Raw genomic sequence first — 20,230 nt, 5'->3', positions numbered from 1 at the left:
GGCTTTCCTCTTATTGTCTCGCGAAATGTGTCCGATTTGAAGAAGCGACGCAAGTTGCGATGACGTGCGCGCGGGCAACAACCCTTCATTTGTGGTCGACCATATCCGAACGCGCAGCCATTCCTCATCATCCAGCAAACAACCGGCAACAGTGGAAACCTAAATCCGCCTTTGACGACCGGGCAGCAAAGTACGGCGTCACAAGCAGGAGAATATTCATGAGTTTGACCCTAATCGCGCTCGCGGCCGCCGCCGCGACCCACACTGTTTCCGTCGAGCATCACGGCCAGCAGCTCGGCGCGACCTATACCGCCCGCGCGGAAATGCGCGCGAAGACGATCGGCGCGAAGACCCCCAACCGCATGGACGGCCAGCGCTGCCAATGGACCGCGACCATCGTCGTCGATCGCAAACTGGACCATGGCCCGGCCCTCGCCCGCACCATCCCCACTGACAAGCGCTTTTCGGGCAGCGAAGCGGGCGCCTGCACGCCCGGCCGCAATTCGGGAGCACGCAACCTTGCCCAGCATCAGGAAAAGATAGAGGCCCATCTGGTCGCGGTGGCGGAAGCCGATCGCGCGCGCCTCCTGGCTGAACTGGATTCGGTACGTAATCTTGCATCCAACTGATCGCTACTGCCGCCTGGCATGGCTGGGAGCGTTCCTGCTCGCCGTCCATGCCGCACCGGCCGCCGCCCAATATGCGGCCGGCACCACCGTCACCCTCGAAGCCGCCAGCGACGAACGCCGCCGCGGCCTTAGCTGGAGCGACGGCGACCCGGTCCTGCGCGGCGCGATTTCCGTCCCCGTGGCGCAAGGCCTCAGCCTCGACGGCGCGGCCACGACGCTCTGGGGCAGCGACCGCCATGGCGGTGCCGACGCCGTGCTCGACCTGGGCGCAACCTATGGGAAAGACCTGGGCGGCTTCCGGCTGACGGCGGAGGGCCGCTACCATCTCTTCCCCGGCGCCTCTCATCAGCATTATGGCGAAGTCGGCGCGATCGCTGGTTTCTCACTCGGCCCGGCCAGCGTCGATCTGGGCGCCCGCTACGCCCCGCGCCAGTCCGCGATCGGCGGCGACAATCTCTATCTGTCCGGCAGCACGGCGGTCGGCATCCCCGGCACGCCCTTCACCCTATCGGGCCATGTCGGCCGCTCGACCGGTGACGTCCGCGATCCTGTCAGGGCGGCGCGCCTGCGCCCGGGCGGCGGCTATTGGGACCATGGCGTCGCGCTCGACTGGTATCAGGGCCGCTGGTCCGCCGGCCTGCGCTACGCCGACACCGACATCGACGCCCCGAACAGCGCCCATGCGGGCGCAAGCCTGATCGCAAGGCTGGGCTTCACCCTCTAACTTTCACCGCCTGTCCTACCTGCGCCAACCTTGCTACAATCGCCCGCAGGAGGACGTCGCCATGCCCGTAGAACTCACGATCCTTGCCTGGGGCATGATCCTGCTCCTCGTCCACATCTTCGCGGCCGTCCAGGTGAAGACGAAGCAATATGGCTCCAAATGGAACATGGGCGCGCGCGACGAAGCGCTTCCCCCGCTGAACGCGCTTGCCGGTCGCCTTTCGCGCGCCCAGGTCAATTTCATGGAGACCCTGCCCATCGCCATCGTCGCGCTGATCGGCGTGGTCGTCGCGGGAAAGACCAGCGAATGGACCGCGCTGGGCGGCTGGATCTGGCTCGGCGCGCGCATCGTCTATCTGCCGCTTTATGGCTTTGGCGTGCCGGTCATACGCTCGCTTTTCTTCCTGCTCGGCCTCATCGGGTTGCTGATAGTGCTGTGGCCGTTGCTGGGATTCTGACATCGTCCTGCTTGCCCCGCGCCGCCGCCGCCGCTAAGCGCGCGCCCCATGACAGCGCATAAATCCGGCGATCCCACGACCCTCAACCGCCTCTATGGCCGCCAGTCGGGGCCGAAGCTTCGCAAGGGCCAGCAGGAACTGGTCGATACATTGCTGCCCGCCCTCTCCGTGCCCACGGAGGGCGAAGTCACCGCCGCGAACCTCTTCGGTTACGATCGCCCGCTCCATTTCGAGATCGGCTTCGGCGGCGGCGAGCATCTGGCCTATCGCGCCGACATGCTGCCCGACCATGGCTTCATCGGCTGCGAGCCGTTCCTGAACGGCGTCGTCCAGGCGCTCGGCCATGTCCGCGACCAGGCTCTGGGCAATGTCCGCCTGCATATGGGCGACGCGCTGGACGTACTCAGCCGCATCCCCGACGGCGCCTTGAGCTTCGTCTACCTGCTCCATCCCGATCCCTGGCCCAAGGCGCGCCACGCCAAGCGCCGGATGATGAACCCCGGCCCGGTCGCGATGATCGCGAAGAAGCTCAAGCCCGGCGGCGAGTTCCGCTTCGGCACCGATCATCCCGTCTATCTGCGCTGGGCGCTGATGGTGATGAACGGCCATCCCGATTTCGAATGGCTGGCGCACGAGCCGAAAGATTTCCAGGTCCGCTCCGGCGGCTGGCCCGAAACCCGCTACGAAGCCAAGGCGCGCCGCATCGGCCATGAAGTCTGGTATTTTCGTTACCGCCGCGTCTGACGCGTGCGCGATCGGGGAGGGAGTGATGCCGCCCTGCCCCACTGATCCCATCGCAATGCGCTGAAAGACGCATCTCCAAAACCGCAATAATTTTGCCGTCCCGCTCAAAATCTGTTGCGGATGTTGTCTGATATCGATATCATAATGCTATCGATAACAGATATTCAGTCCGGGATATGATTCGTCCCCGGCTCGAATGCGGTTCAAAAAGCCTAACAAGGAGGGGATATGAAGAAGATCGCACATGTCACGGCCATGCTGCTGGCCACCAGCGCGGTGACGCCGGTGATGGCGCAGACGGCCGCCGCACCGCAGGAAAGCGGCGACGTTTCCAGCGCGGACATCGTGGTCACGGGCCTCAAGGCCAGCTTGCAGAACAGCGCCCAGATCAAGAAGAACACGATGGAAATCGTGGATTCGATCACGGCCGACGACATCGGCAAGCTGCCCGATCCCAACGTCGCGGAAACGCTGACCCGCGTTCCGGGCGTCCAGGCCTATCGCTTCGGCGGCGAAGCCGCCTCCCCCGTCGGCAACGGTTCAGGCCTGACCATCCGCGGCCTGACGGGCCAGACCGGTTCCCGCGTCGATGGCCGCGCCTATTTCACCGCCGGCAGCCGCGAATTCAACGTGGAAGGCGCCAGCCCCGGCATGGTCGCGGGCCTTGATGTCTACAAAAACCCCTCCGCTGACCATATCGAGGGCGCTATCGGCGGCCTGGTCAACATCCGCACCCGCAAGCCGTTCGACTTCAAGGATATGGCCGTATCCGCCGCCGTGGGCGGCCGCTACAACGGCCTCGGCAAGAAGCTGACCCCCGAATATTTCGGGATGGTGTCGAAGCGCTGGGATGTTGGCGATGGCGGCGAACTGGGCGTGCTGGTCGCGGGCAGCTATTCGCAGAGCTTCAACCGCGGCGACAACACACCTTCCGTGGGCGGCACCCAGTTCCGCCGCGCCATTCGTGGGGACAGCGCGGAATATGCCGCCAATGTCGGCACCGGCCTGAACCTCAATTCCGCCTATGTCGGCCGATCGGACGTCACCTATCTGGCGGACGTCAACCCGACCACGGTCGCTGCGGCCGACCGGCAGAACCTCCTCTCCTCCGTCGGCGTGCAGAACAACATTGCGCAGGAAGATTATAAGCGCACCCGCAAGGGCCTGAGCGCGGCGGTCCAATGGGCGCCCAATCCCGACCTGCAATTCACGGTCGAGGGTAATTACAACGACTATCTCTATCATCAGAACTATCGGTTCCTGAACGCCGTAGACAGCCGTTACGCGCAGGGCCTCACCACCGAAGCCTTCACGATCGATGAGATGCTGGCCAATCGCAACGCGAACGGCGGCTCCAACGACCTGTTGTCCGGTCAGCATATCACCGGCGGCACCTTCCTCAATTCGACCTTCACGTCGACGGGCGGCGACGAACATCGCCGTTACAAGACCTATGTGATCGCCGGTAACGTCAAATGGCAGGCGACCGACCGGCTGGAGGCGAAGTTCGACTTCTCCTACGTCAAGGCCGATCAATATCAGGATAATCGCTCGGTCACGCTGACATCGGCGGCAGGCCTGGGCTGGAACATCACCCGCGATCTGGGCACGCCGCAGAATGTCGCCATCTCCGGCCCCGACCTGGCTTCCCCGTCAAGCTGGGTGTTCAACAATTATGCGAACGGCACCAACCAGGTCTGGGACGATAGCGGCATCGCCGCCGCGCTCGACCTCAAATATGATTTCGAAAATTCCTTCCTCAAGGACATCAAGGTCGGCGGCCGCTACGCCACCCAGAAGGACCAGTATAATAATTACAGCTTCGCGGGCAAAAACCTGACCACGAACGGCGCCGTGCTGGCGGCCAATCAGTCCAATGCCATCCCCGTAACCTCGATGACCGATCTGGTGGTTGGGTCGCCGACCAATTTCATGAACGGCGATGCCGGCTATCGCGGCGGCTATCTGGTCTTCTCGCCCGATGCCGTGCTGGGCGACAATGTCACGGGCCGTTTCCCGCTAGCCGGTATTCAGTCCGAAGATGCGCTGACGGAAAATATCCTCAACCGCCGCTATTTCAGCGAAAAAACCTATGCCGGTTACGCCGTCGCCGACTTCGGCTTCCTGGACGACCGGATCAAGGGCAATGCCGGCGTCCGCGTCGTGAAGACCGACACGTTCGTCCGCGCCATGATTACCCAGCCGGGAACCGCGAACATCATCCCGAACGCCAGTTCCTCCTCCTACACCGACGTCCTGCCCAGCTTCAACCTGACGGGCTATATCACGCCCGACACGCTGGTTCGCTTCGGCTATGGCAAGGGCATCACCAGGCCCGATCTTGGCGCGCTCAATCCGACGCTTGTTTTCGACGTCAACAGCGGCAACGGGTCGATCGGCAATCCGAACCTGCGCCCGCAAAAGGCGGACAGCTTCGATCTGTCGCTCGAGCATTATTTCTCGCCAGTCAACTATGTTTCGGCGGGTCTGTTCTACAAGAAGATCGACGGTTTCTTCAGCGGCATCAGTTCCTGCCAGACCGTCGCGGGCGCGCCTACGCCCATTACCAACGTAAACTGCACCGGAAACCAGTATTTCCTGACGCAGACGGTCAATGCGGAAAAGGGCACGGCCAAGGGCGTCGAACTCGCAGCCCAGACCTTCTTCGACTATGATTTCATGCCCGACTTCCTCCACCATTTCGGCGTGGTGAGTTCCTTCACCTATGTGGAGACCAAGAATCCGCTGACCCTGAACGGCCAGCGCGTCAACACCATGCAGCCGCTGACGTCCAAATATGCCTATTCCGTCGCGGGCCTCTACGAAGACAAGACGATCTCGGCCCGCATCGTCTATACTTGGCGGTCCAAGGCGGTTCTCTTCGGCGTCGCGACCAACCCGATCGACGGCCGCTACATCCGCTCCTTCGGGCTGCTCGATGCGTCGCTGAACTTCAAGCTGCCGCATAATTTCTCGCTGTCGCTGACGGCCTCGAACCTCACCAACCAGGCGGCGGACCGCTTCGTGGGCGAGCCGGGTCTTGCCACCGGCATCGAACGGCAGCATTTCGTCAACGGCCGTAACTTCGGCGCCACGCTGCGCTACAGCTTCGGCAGCTAATGACACAAACCCTACCTGTTCCCCGGCGAAAGCCGGGGTCCAGTTCCACGGTCTGAACCGGAACATATCGCATGACCTCGCACCCGACCCGTCGCACCATCCTCGGCGGGATGAGCGTATCGGCGATCGGCGGGATCGGCCTGCCCCTGAACGCGCAATCCGCGCCCGACCGGACCGCCCTGTCGATTTCCTCCCCCAACGGCAGGCTGACCGCGCAACTCCTGCTTCCGGGCCGCTCCGCCGACTATCCCCTCTGGTCCGCCAGCCTGGACGGCAAACCCGCCCTGGAGCCTTCCAAACTGGCGCTCGTCCTCGCCAATGGCCGGCTGCTCGGCCCCCAGGCCCGCTATCTGGGCCATACGGCCAGCGCCATCGACGATAGCTGGACGCCGCCCTACGGCATCGCCACCCGCTATGACGGCCGCGCCCATCAGATCGAGGCGCAGTTTGAGGATCGCCGGTCGCGCATCCGCTTCGCCATCCGCCTGCTGGCGCATGACGACGGCGTCGCCATCCGCTTCGTCCTGCTGGCGGCCCCCGGAAACAAGGTGGAACTGGGCGGCGAAGCCATGGAGTTTCGCTTCCCCACCGGCACCAACATCTGGAGCAGCCGCGACGAGGGCGACTATGCCCGCTCGGCCCCCGGCCGGATCGCCCCGGTCCCGCATCCCGAACTCACCAACAGCACCGACAAGGGCGCGCTGGCCGACACGCCGCTGCTGGCGACGACGCCCGACGGCCTGTCCCTGTCGATCAGCGAATCCGACCGGCTTCATTATCCCCGCCTGATGTTCGCGCCGGGCGACACGGACCAGAGCGTCACCACCCGCCTCATGCATTTCCCCGGCCGCGCCACCGGCTATTCGGGGCCGGGCGAGACCCATGCCGCGCCGCTTTTCTCCGTCGACACGCCCTTCACCACGCCCTGGCGGCTGATCCTGGTCAGCGATACGCCCGCCGCACTGCTGGAGAAAGCCGGACTGGTGACGACCCTCGCCACGCCCAACCGGCTGGGCGACACCGGCTGGATCAGGCCCGGCCGCGCCTTCCGCATCCGCAAGCCCTATTCCAACGCCGGCGCCATGGACGGCATCGCCTTCGCGGAGAAGCGCAAACTCGACTATATCGAATTCGACGCCCACTGGTATGGCGACGGCACCGACCCTAGCGACGCGACCCGCCCGATCGACGGCCTCGACATGCAGGCCATCGTGGCGGAAGCGCGCAAGCGGAACATCGGCACCATCCTCTATGTCGACCGCGTCCCCGCCATGCGCCAGTTGGCGGACATCGTCTCCACCTATCGGCGCTGGGGCGTGGCCGGGATCAAGTTCGGCTTCATCTGGGAAGGGCGGCAGGAAGATACGGACTTCATCTATGATCTGGTGAAGAGCTGCGGCGAGCATCACCTGCTCGTCAACCTGCACGACAATCTCCGCCCCGCGGGCCTGGAGCGCACCCTGCCCAACTATGTCGCGCTGGAGGGGGTGCGCGGCAACGAGCAGTTCCCGACCGCGCGCCACAATGTCACCCTGCCCTTCACCCGCGCCCTGTCGGGACCGATCGACTATACGATCTGCTACGACCATTATCTGAATAAGACCACCAACGCGCACCAGCTGGCGATGGCGGCGGTCTATTATAATCCGCTCACCTTCCTCTACTGGTATGACACGCCCGCCAAATATGCGACCGGCGCCTGGCCCGCGCTGCGCTGGTTCGACGAATGCCCGACAAGCTGGGACGAAACCCGGGCGATCGACGGCCAGCCCGGCCAGTTCGTGGCAGTGGCCCGGCGGCACGGCGAACGCTGGTTCCTGGGCGCCATGACCAATGAGGATGCCCGGCGGATCGACGTCCCCCTCAGCTTCCTGGGCGAAGGCGACTGGCGCGCCACCATCTTCGCGGACGGCGCACCCGGCCAGCAGCCCCGCTCGACCCCGGTGGTCATCTCCACCCGCAAGGTCGCGCAGGGCGACACCCTGCCGATCGCCATGCAACCCTCCGGCGGCCAGGCCATCCTGTTCGAACGGACGACCTGAGCACGGATTTCATCCCGCCCTGCCCCCCTCTCAAGGATCGGTGTTGGTGGAAGCAACATATCCCCCTCCCTTTTAAGGGAGGAGTTAAGGGTGGGTGGCGAGCGCAGCGAGCCTAAAACGTCATGTTGCAAGCGCCGCTAACGCGGCGCACCCACCCCCGGCCTTCGACAGAGACACGTGACTCTGTCGAACCTTCCAGGGAGGAAGACAAAATGCCCCCTTCTGATCGCTCGCAACCCCTCGTCGCAACGCCCCCACCGACATGATTCCGCCCCAGGAACCAACAAATATCTTGTGACCAACCCCATATGGCGCCATCAGTTCTGATATCGATACCACATCACCCGGACCACAGATCGGTCCGGACCAGATCGACGGCATCATGCCGTCACAGTTTCGACAGCCGCCCGGCTGCCGGATGGAGGGAGAAGGGTTTCTGCACGAACGCTTCTCCCTCACAACCTCCCAAACTCGAACGGGCCGCCAGTCTCTGGCGGCCCGCTTTTCCTTTAGCGGCGATGGCCCAGCCCCATCAGGGCCGCAGCCTGAAATCCTTCACGAACGCGCCCACCTCCACGTCCGACGCGCCGAGCGGCGTGGCGCCGACCCGGAAATCCTCGATCGTCACATTGTGCACCGCACGGTCGGCGGCATAGCCCGCCACGACGGCGGGGTTGACGATGCCCCCCTTGAACCGGGCGTTGCGCACGGTGACATTCTCGATCCCGCACCCCGGCGCCAGGCTGTACTTTTCGTTGAACACCACGCGGAAGTTGAACAACATTCCCTCTTCGATGCTGTCGATGCGGATATCCTCGAACAGGATATTGCGGACCAGGTTATTGTCCCCGTCGGTGATCGCCATCGCGCCCTGATAGTTGCGGTCATCCTCGTCATGGCCAAGGATGTCGATATTGCGGAACGTCAGATTCTCGATGACGCGCGGTTCATCCTTGCTGCCGTGCAGCCCGATATTGATCGGGTGCGCGACATCGGCCCACAGCGTCGAATTGGTCACGCGATAGTTGCGCGCATCGCCATGATAGTCCCAGCGATCGGCATAGATGGCGATGGCGTCGTCCGACGTGCGCAGGAACACATCGTCGATCGTCACGTCCGAACAGCTCATCATGTCCAGCCCGTCGGTCCAGCTTCCGGCGCTGAACGTCTTGAGGTTGCGGATGGTCAGGCCCGACGACTGGCCGCACATCACGGTATAATGCTGCGGGTTGAGCACCACCGGCCCGTCGATCGTCACGTCGCGGGAATAGAGGACGCTGATCCCCTCCTTCCCACCTTCCAATATGCCATGGCCGATCAGGCGGACATTGCTGGCGTTGCTGATGTCGATCTGCCCCTTCACGATCGCGCCGCCCGCCACATAGACGGTCTTGTTCGACCCGATCGGGAATTTCGTCTGGCCTTCGGGCAGTTCATGGATGCCCGGCCCGAAATAGACGAGGTTCGGGTCCGCCCGGTCCGGCAGCGGCGGCTCGACCGGATTGGCGAAGAGGTGCAGGTTATGCAGCCGGTCGCCGTCGAACTCGACCGACAGATTGGCCGGCCGGGCAAGCGTGAAATATGCGATATTGCCCTCCAGCCGCGCTTGCACGCCCTTGGAGCCGGGACGGATTTCCACCCGCCGCACATCGCCGTTGTTCTTCTGCACCGCCACTTCCACCGGCCCGTCCATGCCGAACGTCACCATCGAAGCGGGCTGTGGATTGTCGAGGTCGACCATCACCCGATATTCATACAGATCCTGCCACTTGCCGCCCGGCGCGCGGACACGCACCGTGAAACTGTCGTCATGATAGGTGTAGAGCGCTTTGCTGGGCGGATTGTCGTAGACGATCGGTCGCGCCGCCACCGCCGGCGCGATCGCGGCCAGGCTGACGGCGGTGACAAGCCGAAGGGTGATTTTGCGCGTCATGGGGTGATCCTGAACCAGTCGAAATCGGCATGGCCGACCGTTGTCGCCACGGCCGACGGCGTGCCATAGGCGGCCTGCGCGAACAGGCCGATCTGGGCGCCGACCCAGCGGCCGGGGCGGGTTTCGAACGCCTCTCCCAACGGCGTGAAGGCCGCGCCGTCCAGGCTGTAGCTGAACGCGACCCGGATATGCGTCTCCCGCAGCATGGAGGGCCAGTAGGGCGAAAAGTCCGGCGGCGGCACGCTGATGGTCACGGGGCGGGCCTCCATGCGCAGCCACACCCGGTCCGATGGCAGCGGCGGCCCTTGCGTCACGCGGATGGGCGCGCCCGGCGCGGGATCGGCCTTGGCCGCCTGCACGACATGCGCGCCGTCCTTCCCCTGCTCCACCCCGATCCAGGCGAAGCTCATGCCATGGACGGTCAGCCCCGCCCTTTCCCCCTCGCGCAGCGGCGCAAAGCGCATCGCGGTGGTCGCGGTAAAGCCGGGCGCGGGGATTTTCTGTGAGAGGATCGCGCCATTCTCATAGTGATCGGCCGACCCGCTCACCGATGTCAGCCGCAACCATCCGTCCTCCACCACCATCCAGCCGGGCGCGGGATTGCTGCCGAACTGCCAGGCGAGCGACAGGCCGCCATCAAATTCATCATCCGCCACCGGGGCCGCGACCGGCTGCGGCGGAAGCGCGGGCTTGGCATGACGCAGCACCGGCTCGCCCCGCCCGTCTCCATCGGCATCCGCGCCGATGACGGGCCAGCCCTTCGCCCAGCGCATCGGTTGCAGATGGACCACCCGGCCATAGCTGTCCCGGTCCTGGAAATGCAGGAACCAGTCCTCGCCGCCGGGCGTCGTGACCCAGGCGCCCTGATGCGGGCCGTTGGTTTCGCTGCGCCCCTGGTCCATCACGTCGCGCCCCTCATAGGGACCGGTGATGGACCGGCTGCGGAACACGCCCTGCCATCCCCCCTTCACGCTGCCGCTGGGGGCGAAGACATAATAATAGCCGTCTCGCTTGTAGAGCTTCGGCCCCTCGGTCGTCTGCCAGGGGCGCGGGCCAAGGCTGGTCTTGACCGGGGGCAGGCCGTTCCCGTCGATGATGACCCGCTCGGCCCCCTGCGTCGCCGTGCCGTCCGCGTTCAGCCGCTTGAGAGCGATGATATTGGCCTTGCCCGCCCGGCTCCGGGCATAGGCATAGGCCAGCCATCCGGTGCCGTCCTCGTCCCAGAATGGCGCGGGATCGATGACGCCCCTGGTCCCCTCCACCAGCACCGGCGCGCTCCATGGCCCGCGCGGGTCGGTGGCGGAAACCAGGAATATGCCCCGGTCGGGATCGGGATAATAGATCAGGAACCGGCCGTCGCGATGGCGGATGGCGGGCGCCCACACGCCGCCGCCCCGACGCGGCGCGGCATAATGGGCTTCGGGCGGAACCGCGGTCAGCGCATGGCCGATGATCGTCCAGTTCACCAGATCGCGCGAATGCAGGATCGGCAGGCCCGGCACATCGGTAAAGGACGAGGATGTCAGATAATAATCCTCCCCCACGCGCACGACATCGGGATCGGAATAGTCGCCGATCAGCACCGGATTGCGATAGCTGCCATCGCCCTGGTCCGCAAACCAGCGGCCGTCATTCGCCCCCGCCGGGAAGGCAGGCGCCGCCAGCGCCAACAGCGACGCCAGACAGGCCGTCCGCATGAAACGCCGCGCCATCACCCTCTTCCCCCCGTTTCTGAAATCTTCGCGCGGATCGGCGACGATCAGCCCGCCACCGGCCCCGATGACGCCCGCTCCACCAATGTCAGCATCTCGCGCACATGCCGCACTTCCGGCTTGCTGCCGGTCCGCGCCTCGCGCACCTGCTCGCTCAACAGCGCCACCGCGCGGGACGCCATGTCCGAAATCGGCTGGCGGATCGTCGTCAGCTCCGGCCAGATGGTCGACGCGATCTGCGCATCGTCGAACCCGACGATGCTGATGTCGCGGGGGATGGTCAGCTTCATGCCATGCGCCACCGCGGTAATGGCCGCCGCCATATCGTCATTGCTGGCGAAGATCGCCGTGGGCCGCTGGTCCGATCCCAGCAACTGGCGCGCGGCGTCCAGCCCCGACCGGTAGGTGAACAGGCCCGGCGCGATCCATTCGTCCCGGATCATCAGCGACGCGCCGGCCATCGCCGCGCGATAGCCCTGCTCGCGCCGCTGCGAGGGCGAATGTTGCGGGTCGCCCTGCACAAAACCGATGGCCCGATGCCCCAGCCCGATCAGGTAGCGGGTCATGTCATAGGCGCCCTTATAATCGTCGACGATGATCGCCGAGACGCCCTCGCGCGGGATGGCGGTGGCAAAGGCCAGCGGCACCACGTCCGAACTCAGCGCCAGGTCCAGCACCGCTTCCGAATCGCAGAGCGGCGGCGGCAGGATGACGCCGCCGATGCGCGATTCGATCAGGCGGTGCAGGCTTTGCAGCGCCTCCTCCTCGTTGCGGCCCGGCTCGATCAGGAACTGGCAGCCGCTCTCGCCGCTCTGGCGGAACGCGCCCATCAGGAAAGCGCCCAGGTTCGACGATGAAGGATTCGAATAGATCGCCCCCACCCGCACCGCGCTGGAAAAGCTGCGCGCCGTCAGGTTGGGGGAATAGTTCAGCGCGGAGATCGCGGCGTTGACACGCTCGCGCATGGCTTCGCTGACATGGCGCTTGCCCGTCATCACGCGCGACACGGTCATGGAAGAGACGCCCGCATGACGCGCCACGTCATGGATCGTCACGACCGGACGATGGGCGCTTTTGACGGCCTCGTCCTTCTCTTCCCTGTCCTCACTCATGCGACGAAACTTCCTCCCCACAGGCTCGGCCGCAAATGGTCGGCACGGCATAATCGATATGATATCGATAACTCATCTAGCGAGGCTGTCAATCAATAGCGCTTGCCAAGCGGATTTCAAACGGGCATATTTGATATCGATAACAGATCATGGGGATGTCGTGGCCTCTTTCCGAAAGCGCAATTATCTCGCGCTCAGCGCCTTTCTTTTCTGCTTTTTCTTTGCCCAGGCCATGGCCATCTCGCTGTTGTCCATCTGGCTGACCCGCTCGCTGCACTTGAACGGGACGCAGGCCGGCACGGTCTTCGCCGTCAACTCGATCGGCGCAATGCTGGCGCAACCGGCTTATGGCTTCCTGTCGGACCGCATGGGCTTCCGAAAGGTCGTTCCGACCTTCATCGCCCTGCTGGTGATCCTCGCCGGTCCCTTCTTCCTCCATGTCTACGCGCCGCTGCTGCACTGGAGCCTGCCGCTGGGCGCGGTCGCAGGCGGCCTCTATCTCGGCTTCACCTTCATGGCGGGCAGCTATGCGCTGGAAAGCTATGTCGATCGGGTCGGGCGGCGCTATGCATTCGAATATAGCCGCGTGCGTCTCTGGGGGTCGATCGGCTTCGCGACCGCCGCCGCCTTTTCCGGGCGGCTCTACAATGTCGATCCGGCAATCAATTTCTTCCTCGCCAGCGCGGCGGGCCTGCTGCTGCTGCCCCTCATCTACCTGGCGCGGGTCGAGCCCGATCCGCAAGCGCAGGCGGCGGCCGACCGGCTGACGCTGCGGGATTCGCTCTCGCTGCTGTCCCAGCCGCAATTCTGGCGCTTCATGATCCTGATCCTGGGCGTGACGAACCTCTATCTCGTCTACGACCAGCAATTCCCCTTCTATTTCTCCTCCCTCTTCCCCACGCCGGAAGAAGGCAACGCCATGTTCGGCTATCTCAATTCGGCGCAGATTTTCGTGGAAGCGGGCGGCCTGTTCGTCGCCCCGCTGATCGTCCGGCGCATCGGCGCGACACGCGGCCTGCTGCTGGCGGCGGCGATCATGATCCTGCGCATCGGCGGATCGGGCCTCGCCATCGGTCCCATCACCATTTCGATGTGCAAGATGGCCCACGCCATCGAACTGCCGATCCTGGCCGTGTCGATCTTCCGCTACATCGCCTGGCATTTCGAGGCCCGCTTCGCCGCCACCGTCTATATGGTCGGCGTCAGCTTCGGCCATTCGCTGGGCCTCGCCATCCTCTCGCCGCTGGTCGGCATCAGCTATGACCTGATCGGCTTCCAGCACAGCTATTTCCTGATCGCGGGCTTTGCCCTGCTGTTCTGGACCTGGTCGCTGTTCGCCCTCTCTCCCACCCCGCCCGAACATGGCTCCCCCCACCGCGCGAGTGCAGGCGCGCCGACCCTCCCCCTTGTCGAGGAACCGCGCCCATGACCGCCATCGCCCACGAACCCCTGGCCGCGCGAAAGCTGGAGCGGCCCGTCACGGCCGATCTCGACGCGCGGATCGCCGCCGCCCTCACCCGGATCGACCGGATGCTGCCGCAATTCACCGATTATTTCCCGGCCCCATCCAGCGAAAGCGGCATCTATGCCCCGATCGACAATGTCGAATGGACCAACGGCTTCTGGACCGGGATGCTGTGGCTCGCCTGGCAATTGACCGGTGAAGACCGTTACCGCTCGGTCGCCGAACGCAACATCCAGTCCTTCGCCACGCGGGTCGAGCGGCACATCCATGTCGATCATCACGACCTGGGCTTCCTCTACACCCTGTCCGCCTGCGCGGGCCATCGGCTGACCGGCGACACGCTGGCCCGCTCCTCCGGGCTGGAGGCTGCGCGCCTGCTGCTCAAGCGCTTCGATCCGGTAGCGCAGGTGATCCAGGCCTGGGGCGACATGAAAGACCCCCGGCAGCGCGGCCGGATGATTATCGACTGCAACCTCAACGTGCCCCTGCTCTACTGGGCGACGCGGGAGACGGGGAACAAGGATTTCGCCGCCGCCGCCGACCGGCATCTGGCCCAGGCCGCCCGCCTGCTGGTGCGCCCGGACGCCTCGACCTTCCACACCTTCTATGTCGATACCAGGACCGGCAAGCCTCGCCACGGCAGCACCCATCAGGGGCATAGCGACGACAGTAGCTGGGCGCGCGGTCAGGCCTGGGGCATTTACGGCTTCGCGCTGGCGTGGCGGCACACCGCCGACCCCGCCTATCTCGATCTGGCGGCCAAGCTCGCCAATCATTTCCTCAACCGCCTGCCCAGCGACGGCATCTGCTGCTGGGATCTCATCTTCACCGACGAAAGCGGCACCCCGCGCGACAGTTCGGCCGCCGCGATCGCCGCCTGCGGCCTGCTAGAACTCGCGCAGGCGCTGCCGCTGTCGGACGAAACCCGCGCCACCTACGAAGCCTGGGCCGTCGCGATCGTGAAGACGCTGGGCGACCGCTATCTCGCCCCGCTGGAGGGATCGAACGCCCTGCTGCTCCACGCCGTCTACCACATGCCCAACAAGGCCGGCGTGGATGAAGCCTGCATCTGGGGCGATTATTTCTACCTCGAAGCGCTGATGCGCCTGCGCCACCCCTGGGAACCCTATTGGGCATGACAAAAAGGCCCGGATCAGCTCCGGGCCTTTGCCGTTTCCGGCGCGTCAGGAAGGGTGGCGGCGGTCAGTTGCCGACGACCGGGCGGACATCCTTGTTCATCGCGGCATAGCGCTCGCCGGTTTCCGCGCGGGCGATGGCTGCTGTGACCGGGGCCTGGACATGGGCGATCGCCTTGCTGCGGCACGCCATCATGCTCTTCAGGTCGGTGCTGGCGCAGACCCTGGAAGCGGCGCGGGCGATGCGGCTGCGCAGTTCTTTCTGCTGGTCGGCCTTCGCCAGGTTGAGGTCGCCATGATAGACTTCACTGGTGCGGCCATTGGACTGGAAATCTTCGGCGGAGGCCGCACTGGCGGCGGCGATCAGGGCGGCCGCGGCGGCAAAGGCGGCGGCGATCTTGGACGAACGGAACATGGGCATATCTCCTCAAAACCTGTTGTGACCGGGCCGCCAACGGGGGGCATCGCGGCGCCGGGTTGCGAACGGGAAGGGCCGGAGGTCTTCGGAGTCAGCACCTGTCCCGCTCGCCCATCCTGTTTACGTCCGGGCCGCGATCGCCGCGCGCCCGGTTCGACCGGATGCGATCGGCATCGGCCAACGACACCGGCTTCGACCAATGACAGGATGACGGGGGACGAACGGCACGACGAACGACATCTGCCCCGCCGCGAACGACATGTTCCGTAACGGAAAGCACGACTCGCAACGAAAAGGGAGTCAAAAGAAAGACGATTATGGCGTTCGCCGATCCGTCGAAAATCCTCCCCTGTAAGGGGAGGTGGCTGGCCGTAGGCCAGACGGAGGGGTATCCCGCTATCGGGAGGGGGACACCCCTCCACCGCCTGCAGCGGTCCCCCTCCCCTTACAGGGGAGGATTTTATGGCTCGTCCCCGTCACCCACGCTCAGCGAGCGGCTTGCCAAACACCCCGATCGCCAAACGAAAACGCCCCCGGCGCAAGGGATGCCGGGGGCGTATCCAGGATGCTGTCGGGCACTCCAGGATCGGGATGAACTCTCTGGACAGAAACGGCGCCACAGGCGGTGAACCGTCCCTTAACGCCCACCATCATAGCGACATGACGGGGCCGGTGACGGGCAGTTCGATGATCGGCCTTCGCCGGACGCCGGGCGGCATGGCCGGGCGACCAACCACCCACGACCGCCGACCAACGACATCAATCGACCGGGGGCAATCCCGCGACGCGCAGCGCTTCGGCCAGATAGGCGGCGAAGGCCGCCTCGCGCACCGGCGCGCGCTGCCGCATCCAGGCGAGCGCCACCAGCGGACGCCAGGCCGCCAGTGCTTCGGGGTCCAGCCCGGACAACGCCCGATAGCGCCGCTCATACCAGGCGCAGGCCGCATCCCGCACCGCCGCCTCCACGCGCCCGACATCCTCGCCGCGCCCAAGCCCGAAGCGCATCACCATCTCCGTCCGCACCACATCGGCCGCGATCATGCCGCGCGCCGCCCGCGACCAGTCGATCACGCTCACCCTCGCCCCCGTCGCCTCTTCGGTCACGATCAGATTGCCCAGGTGCAGGTCGCCATGCGTCAACCCATAGCCTTCATGAAGCTGCACCAGCCGCTCGATCGCCGCCGCGCGCAGTGCATCGCTTATCGGCGCGAACTCTATATCCTGCATCAATATCGCCTTGCGGCTGCGCAGCGCGGGCACCCGGCATTGCTGAAGCTGCTGCTGCAACCGGGCCATCTGCTCCAGCGCCCAACGCGCCCGCTGCGGACGGCGCGCGATATAGGCCAGCAGGTTGGGACCACGCACTTCCGCATAGACGATGCCCTGCCGCCCGGCCACCGCTTCCAGGCCAAAGACGCGGGGCGCCGGCAGGCCCATCGCCTGAACCACGCGCGCAATCTCATATTCGCGCGTGACGATGCCGGGATCGACATCGGCGTGAAACAGCTTGAGCACGCGCCCGCCATCCATCCGGTAAACCTCCGCGCTCGCGCCGGCGGCGATGAAGGTGGAAGGATCAGGCAACGTCATCGCCCGCCTCTGCCCGACCCGCTCCGGCTTGGCCAGCCTCTTCCCGGCTTTGCGGCGGAATCTCCTTCAAGCCGCTTGCCCCGCACCCTCCGAACAAATAAAGAACGAAACAATGAGTCTCCTCCCCTTCCCGCCGCAGAGGTTTTCCGCATGTTGACCCACATTTCCGTCCGCGGTGCGCGCGAACACAACCTCAAGGGCGTCGATGTCGACCTGCCGCGCGACAGTCTGATCGTCATCACCGGCCTGTCCGGGTCGGGCAAATCGTCCCTCGCCTTCGACACCATCTATGCCGAAGGGCAGCGCCGCTATGTGGAGTCGCTCTCCGCCTATGCGCGTCAGTTCCTTGAGATGATGCAGAAGCCTGACGTCGAGCATATCGAGGGCCTGTCGCCCGCGATCAGCATCGAACAGAAGACGACCAGCCGCAACCCGCGCTCCACCGTCGCGACCGTGACGGAGATATACGACTATATGCGGCTCCTGTGGGCGCGCGTCGGCATCCCCTATTCGCCCGTCACCGGCCTGCCCATCAGTGCGCAGACCGTCAGCCAGATGGTCGACCGCGTGATGCTCCTGCCCGAAGACACCCGCTTCTACCTGCTCGCCCCAGTGGTGCGCGGCCGCAAGGGCGAATATCGCAAGGAACTCGCCGAATGGCAGAAGGCAGGCTACACCCGCGTCCGCATCGACGGCGAAATGTATCTGATCGAGGACGCCCCCGCCCTCGACAAGAAGTACAAGCATGACATCGAAGTCGTGGTCGACCGCCTCGCCGTCGCCCCCGACATGGGCACGCGCCTAGCCGACAGCTTCGAACAGGCGCTGAAACTGGCGGACGGTCTGGCCTTTGTGGATCTGGCGGACGGGACCTTGGCGGACCTTGGCGCCGCCCCCTCCTCCGTTCGGGCTGAGCTTGTCGAAGCCCAGTCCTTCTCTTCAGAGGAAAAGAACGGCCCTTCGACAGGCTCAGGGCGAACGGGAATGAAAGGTAGCGCGGTCCCCGCCAACCGCATCGTCTTCTCCGAAAAATTCGCCTGCCCGGTCAGCGGCTTCACCATCGCGGAGATCGAGCCGCGCCTCTTCTCCTTCAACGCGCCGATGGGCGCCTGCCCGGCCTGCGACGGCCTGGGCGAAAAGCAGCTATTCGACCCCGAACTGGTCGTCCCCAACGAAGCCCTTTCCCTGAAAAAGGGCGCCATCGTCCCCTGGGCCAAGTCCAACCCGCCGTCGCCCTATTATATGCAGGTGCTGGGTTCCCTCGCGAAGGAATTCGGCTTCTCGCTCGAAACCCCCTGGGCCGACCTGCCCGGCGAGGTGAAGCTCATCATCCTCCACGGCACCGGTGGCAAGCCTGTCACCCTGCGCTTCCAGGACGGCAAGAAGGCCTATGAGGTCAAGAAAGCGTTTGAGGGCGTCATCGGCAACCTCAACCGCCGCCTGCTCCAGACCGACAGCGCCTGGATGCGCGAGGAACTGAGCAAATATCAGACCGCCATGCCGTGCGAGACCTGCGACGGCGCGCGCCTGAAACCCGAAGCGCTGGCCGTCAAAATCGCGGGCGAGGACATCTCCCTCTCCACCCGCCGCTCGGTGGTGGACGCGCTGAATTTCTTCACCGCGATGCCCGAAAAGCTGAACGACCAGCAGAACCAGATCGCCAAGGCCATCCTCAAGGAAATCGTCGAGCGCCTCGGCTTCCTCAACAATGTCGGCCTCGACTATCTGAACCTCGACCGCACCAGCGGCACCCTGTCGGGCGGCGAGAGCCAGCGCATTCGCCTCGCCAGCCAGATCGGCAGCGGCCTGTCGGGCGTCCTCTACGTCCTCGACGAACCCTCGATCGGGCTTCATCAGCGCGACAATGACCGCCTGCTCGTGACCCTCAAGCGCCTGCGCGACCTCGGCAACAGCGTCATCGTCGTCGAGCATGACGAGGATGCGATCCGCCACGCCGACTATATCGTCGACATGGGGCCGGGCGCGGGCGTCCATGGCGGCACCATTGTCGCGCAGGGCACCCTGCCCGAAATCCTCGCGGCAAAAGGCTCCCTCACCGCCGATTATCTGAACGGCACCCGCCGCATCGACGTGCCCACCAAGCGCCGCAAGGGCACGGGCAAGAAGCTCACCGTCCACAATGCCCGCGCCAACAATCTGCGCGGCGTCACCGCGTCTATCCCGCTCGGCACCTTCACCTGCATCACCGGCGTCAGTGGCTCCGGCAAGTCCAGTTTCACCATCGACACCCTCTACGCCGCCAGCGCCCGCGCCCTCAACGGCGCGCGCATCGTCGCGGGCGCGCATGACAAGATCACCGGCCTCGAAAATTGCGACAAGGTGATCGACATCGACCAGTCGCCCATCGGCCGCACCCCGCGCTCCAACCCGGCCACCTATACCGGCGCCTTCACCAACATCCGCGACTGGTTCGCGGGCCTCCCCGAAAGCCAGGCGCGCGGCTACAAGCCCGGCCGCTTCAGCTTCAACGTCAAGGGCGGCCGCTGCGAAGCCTGCACCGGCGACGGCCTTATCAAGATCGAGATGCACTTCCTCCCCGACGTCTACGTCACCTGCGACGTGTGCCACGGCGCGCGCTACAATCGCGAGACGCTGGAGGTGAAGTTCAAGGGCCACTCGATCGCCGACATACTCGACATGACGGTCGAGGATGCGGTCGAATTCTTCAAGGCCGTCCCGCCCATCCGCGACAAGATGGCGATGCTCGCCGAAGTGGGCCTCGGCTATGTCAAGGTCGGCCAGCAGGCCACCACCCTGTCCGGCGGCGAAGCCCAGCGCGTCAAACTCGCCAAGGAACTCTCGCGCCGCGCCACCGGCAACACCCTCTATATATTGGACGAACCCACCACCGGCCTGCACTTCGAAGACGTCCGCAAACTGCTCGAAGTCCTCCACGCCCTGGTCGACCAGGGCAACAGCGTGGTGGTGATCGAACATAATCTCGACGTCATCAAGACCGCCGACTGGATCATCGACATGGGACCGGAAGGCGGCGTCAAGGGCGGTGAGGTTGTGGCGGAGGGTACGCCCGAGCAGGTCGCGAAGGAGCCACGGTCATTTACGGGGCACTATCTCGCACCGTTGCTGGGGTTGGAGAGTGTGGCGGCGGAGTGATATCAAGCTGTTA

General features: G+C 65.0%; 14 protein-coding genes. 9 read left to right on the top strand and 5 right to left on the bottom strand.

From position 1 onward, the window contains the following. Positions 1 to 218 precede the first annotated feature (218 nt). From MOK15_RS01340 to MOK15_RS01315, 6 genes are all read left to right on the top strand, one after another. Positions 219 to 629: a hypothetical protein gene (locus tag MOK15_RS01340; RefSeq protein ID WP_242929945.1), complete on the top strand. Its 411-nt coding sequence runs from the start codon at positions 219 to 221 to the stop codon at positions 627 to 629. Continuing rightward, positions 616 to 1,353: a TorF family putative porin gene (locus MOK15_RS01335; protein ID WP_242929944.1), complete on the top strand. Its 738-nt coding sequence runs from the start codon at positions 616 to 618 to the stop codon at positions 1,351 to 1,353. The genes MOK15_RS01340 and MOK15_RS01335 overlap by 14 nt, the downstream gene beginning before the upstream one ends. Positions 1,354 to 1,414: 61 nt before the next feature. Continuing rightward, positions 1,415 to 1,810, top strand: coding sequence for an MAPEG family protein (locus MOK15_RS01330; RefSeq protein ID WP_242929943.1), 396 nt, complete (start codon positions 1,415 to 1,417; stop codon positions 1,808 to 1,810). Positions 1,811 to 1,858: 48 nt separating this feature from the next. Beyond that, on the top strand, positions 1,859 to 2,554 hold the full coding sequence (locus tag MOK15_RS01325) for a tRNA (guanine(46)-N(7))-methyltransferase TrmB (protein WP_242929942.1): 696 nt from the start codon (positions 1,859 to 1,861) through the stop codon (positions 2,552 to 2,554). Positions 2,555 to 2,782: 228 nt separating this feature from the next. Next, positions 2,783 to 5,674, top strand: a complete 2,892-nt coding sequence (locus tag MOK15_RS01320) for a TonB-dependent receptor (RefSeq protein WP_242929941.1) — start codon at positions 2,783 to 2,785, stop codon at positions 5,672 to 5,674. Between the two features lie 71 nt (positions 5,675 to 5,745). Further along, complete coding sequence (locus MOK15_RS01315; protein ID WP_242929940.1) at positions 5,746 to 7,716, top strand: glycoside hydrolase family 97 protein; 1,971 nt, start codon at positions 5,746 to 5,748, stop codon at positions 7,714 to 7,716. A 532-nt stretch (positions 7,717 to 8,248) separates the two neighbouring features. Here the strand turns inward: MOK15_RS01315 and MOK15_RS01310 are convergent. From MOK15_RS01310 to MOK15_RS01300, 3 genes are read right to left on the bottom strand one after another with little or no spacing between them, the layout of a single operon-like run. After that, a complete protein-coding gene (locus tag MOK15_RS01310) occupies positions 8,249 to 9,649 on the bottom strand; it encodes a glycosyl hydrolase family 28 protein (protein WP_242929939.1) in 1,401 nt (466 codons plus the stop codon). Beyond that, a complete protein-coding gene (locus MOK15_RS01305) occupies positions 9,646 to 11,361 on the bottom strand; it encodes a glycoside hydrolase 43 family protein (protein WP_242929938.1) in 1,716 nt (571 codons plus the stop codon). Before MOK15_RS01305 ends, MOK15_RS01310 begins: the two co-directional genes overlap by 4 nt. A 47-nt stretch (positions 11,362 to 11,408) precedes the next feature. Beyond that, a complete protein-coding gene (locus tag MOK15_RS01300; RefSeq protein ID WP_242929937.1) occupies positions 11,409 to 12,473 on the bottom strand; it encodes a LacI family DNA-binding transcriptional regulator in 1,065 nt (354 codons plus the stop codon). Positions 12,474 to 12,633: 160 nt separating this feature from the next. On the opposite strand from MOK15_RS01300, the gene MOK15_RS01295 reads away from it, so the two are divergent. Together MOK15_RS01295 and MOK15_RS01290 are read left to right on the top strand one after the other, a co-directional pair. Then, positions 12,634 to 13,902, top strand: a complete 1,269-nt coding sequence (locus MOK15_RS01295; protein WP_242929936.1) for an oligosaccharide MFS transporter — start codon at positions 12,634 to 12,636, stop codon at positions 13,900 to 13,902. Further along, entirely contained in the window at positions 13,899 to 15,077 is a 1,179-nt protein-coding gene (locus tag MOK15_RS01290; RefSeq protein WP_242929935.1) for a glycoside hydrolase family 88 protein, read from the top strand. The genes MOK15_RS01295 and MOK15_RS01290 overlap by 4 nt, the downstream gene beginning before the upstream one ends. Before the next feature lie 64 nt (positions 15,078 to 15,141). Here the strand turns inward: MOK15_RS01290 and MOK15_RS01285 are convergent, their stop codons facing one another. Both MOK15_RS01285 and MOK15_RS01280 read right to left on the bottom strand, forming a co-directional pair. Continuing rightward, positions 15,142 to 15,489: a UrcA family protein gene (locus MOK15_RS01285; RefSeq protein ID WP_242929934.1), complete on the bottom strand. Its 348-nt coding sequence runs from the start codon at positions 15,487 to 15,489 to the stop codon at positions 15,142 to 15,144. Between the two features lie 762 nt (positions 15,490 to 16,251). Then, positions 16,252 to 17,082, bottom strand: a complete 831-nt coding sequence (locus MOK15_RS01280; protein ID WP_242929933.1) for an aminoglycoside phosphotransferase family protein — start codon at positions 17,080 to 17,082, stop codon at positions 16,252 to 16,254. Positions 17,083 to 17,232: 150 nt separating this feature from the next. Here MOK15_RS01280 and uvrA point away from each other — a divergent pair, with 150 nt between their 5' ends. Beyond that, a complete protein-coding gene (gene uvrA, locus MOK15_RS01275) occupies positions 17,233 to 20,217 on the top strand; it encodes an excinuclease ABC subunit UvrA (protein ID WP_242929932.1) in 2,985 nt (994 codons plus the stop codon). Positions 20,218 to 20,230 lie beyond the last annotated feature (13 nt).

Source organism: Sphingobium sp. BYY-5, assembly GCF_022758885.1.
GTDB lineage: Bacteria > Pseudomonadota > Alphaproteobacteria > Sphingomonadales > Sphingomonadaceae > Sphingobium.
The sequence above is the reverse complement of the archived record's forward strand: the minus strand, read 5'-3'. Positions and strand labels throughout refer to the sequence as shown.

Coding starts and splice junctions, on each gene's coding strand:
- MOK15_RS01285 (WP_242929934.1), bottom strand. CDS start 15,489: ATGTTCCGTTCGTCCAAGATCGCCGCCGCCTTTGCCGCCGCGGCCGCC.
- MOK15_RS01305 (WP_242929938.1), bottom strand. CDS start 11,361: ATGGCGCGGCGTTTCATGCGGACGGCCTGTCTGGCGTCGCTGTTGGCG.
- MOK15_RS01300 (WP_242929937.1), bottom strand. CDS start 12,473: ATGAGTGAGGACAGGGAAGAGAAGGACGAGGCCGTCAAAAGCGCCCAT.
- MOK15_RS01325 (WP_242929942.1), top strand. CDS start 1,859: ATGACAGCGCATAAATCCGGCGATCCCACGACCCTCAACCGCCTCTAT.
- uvrA (WP_242929932.1), top strand. CDS start 17,233: ATGTTGACCCACATTTCCGTCCGCGGTGCGCGCGAACACAACCTCAAG.
- MOK15_RS01330 (WP_242929943.1), top strand. CDS start 1,415: ATGCCCGTAGAACTCACGATCCTTGCCTGGGGCATGATCCTGCTCCTC.
- MOK15_RS01280 (WP_242929933.1), bottom strand. CDS start 17,082: ATGACGTTGCCTGATCCTTCCACCTTCATCGCCGCCGGCGCGAGCGCG.
- MOK15_RS01340 (WP_242929945.1), top strand. CDS start 219: ATGAGTTTGACCCTAATCGCGCTCGCGGCCGCCGCCGCGACCCACACT.
- MOK15_RS01320 (WP_242929941.1), top strand. CDS start 2,783: ATGAAGAAGATCGCACATGTCACGGCCATGCTGCTGGCCACCAGCGCG.
- MOK15_RS01310 (WP_242929939.1), bottom strand. CDS start 9,649: ATGACGCGCAAAATCACCCTTCGGCTTGTCACCGCCGTCAGCCTGGCC.
- MOK15_RS01290 (WP_242929935.1), top strand. CDS start 13,899: ATGACCGCCATCGCCCACGAACCCCTGGCCGCGCGAAAGCTGGAGCGG.
- MOK15_RS01315 (WP_242929940.1), top strand. CDS start 5,746: ATGACCTCGCACCCGACCCGTCGCACCATCCTCGGCGGGATGAGCGTA.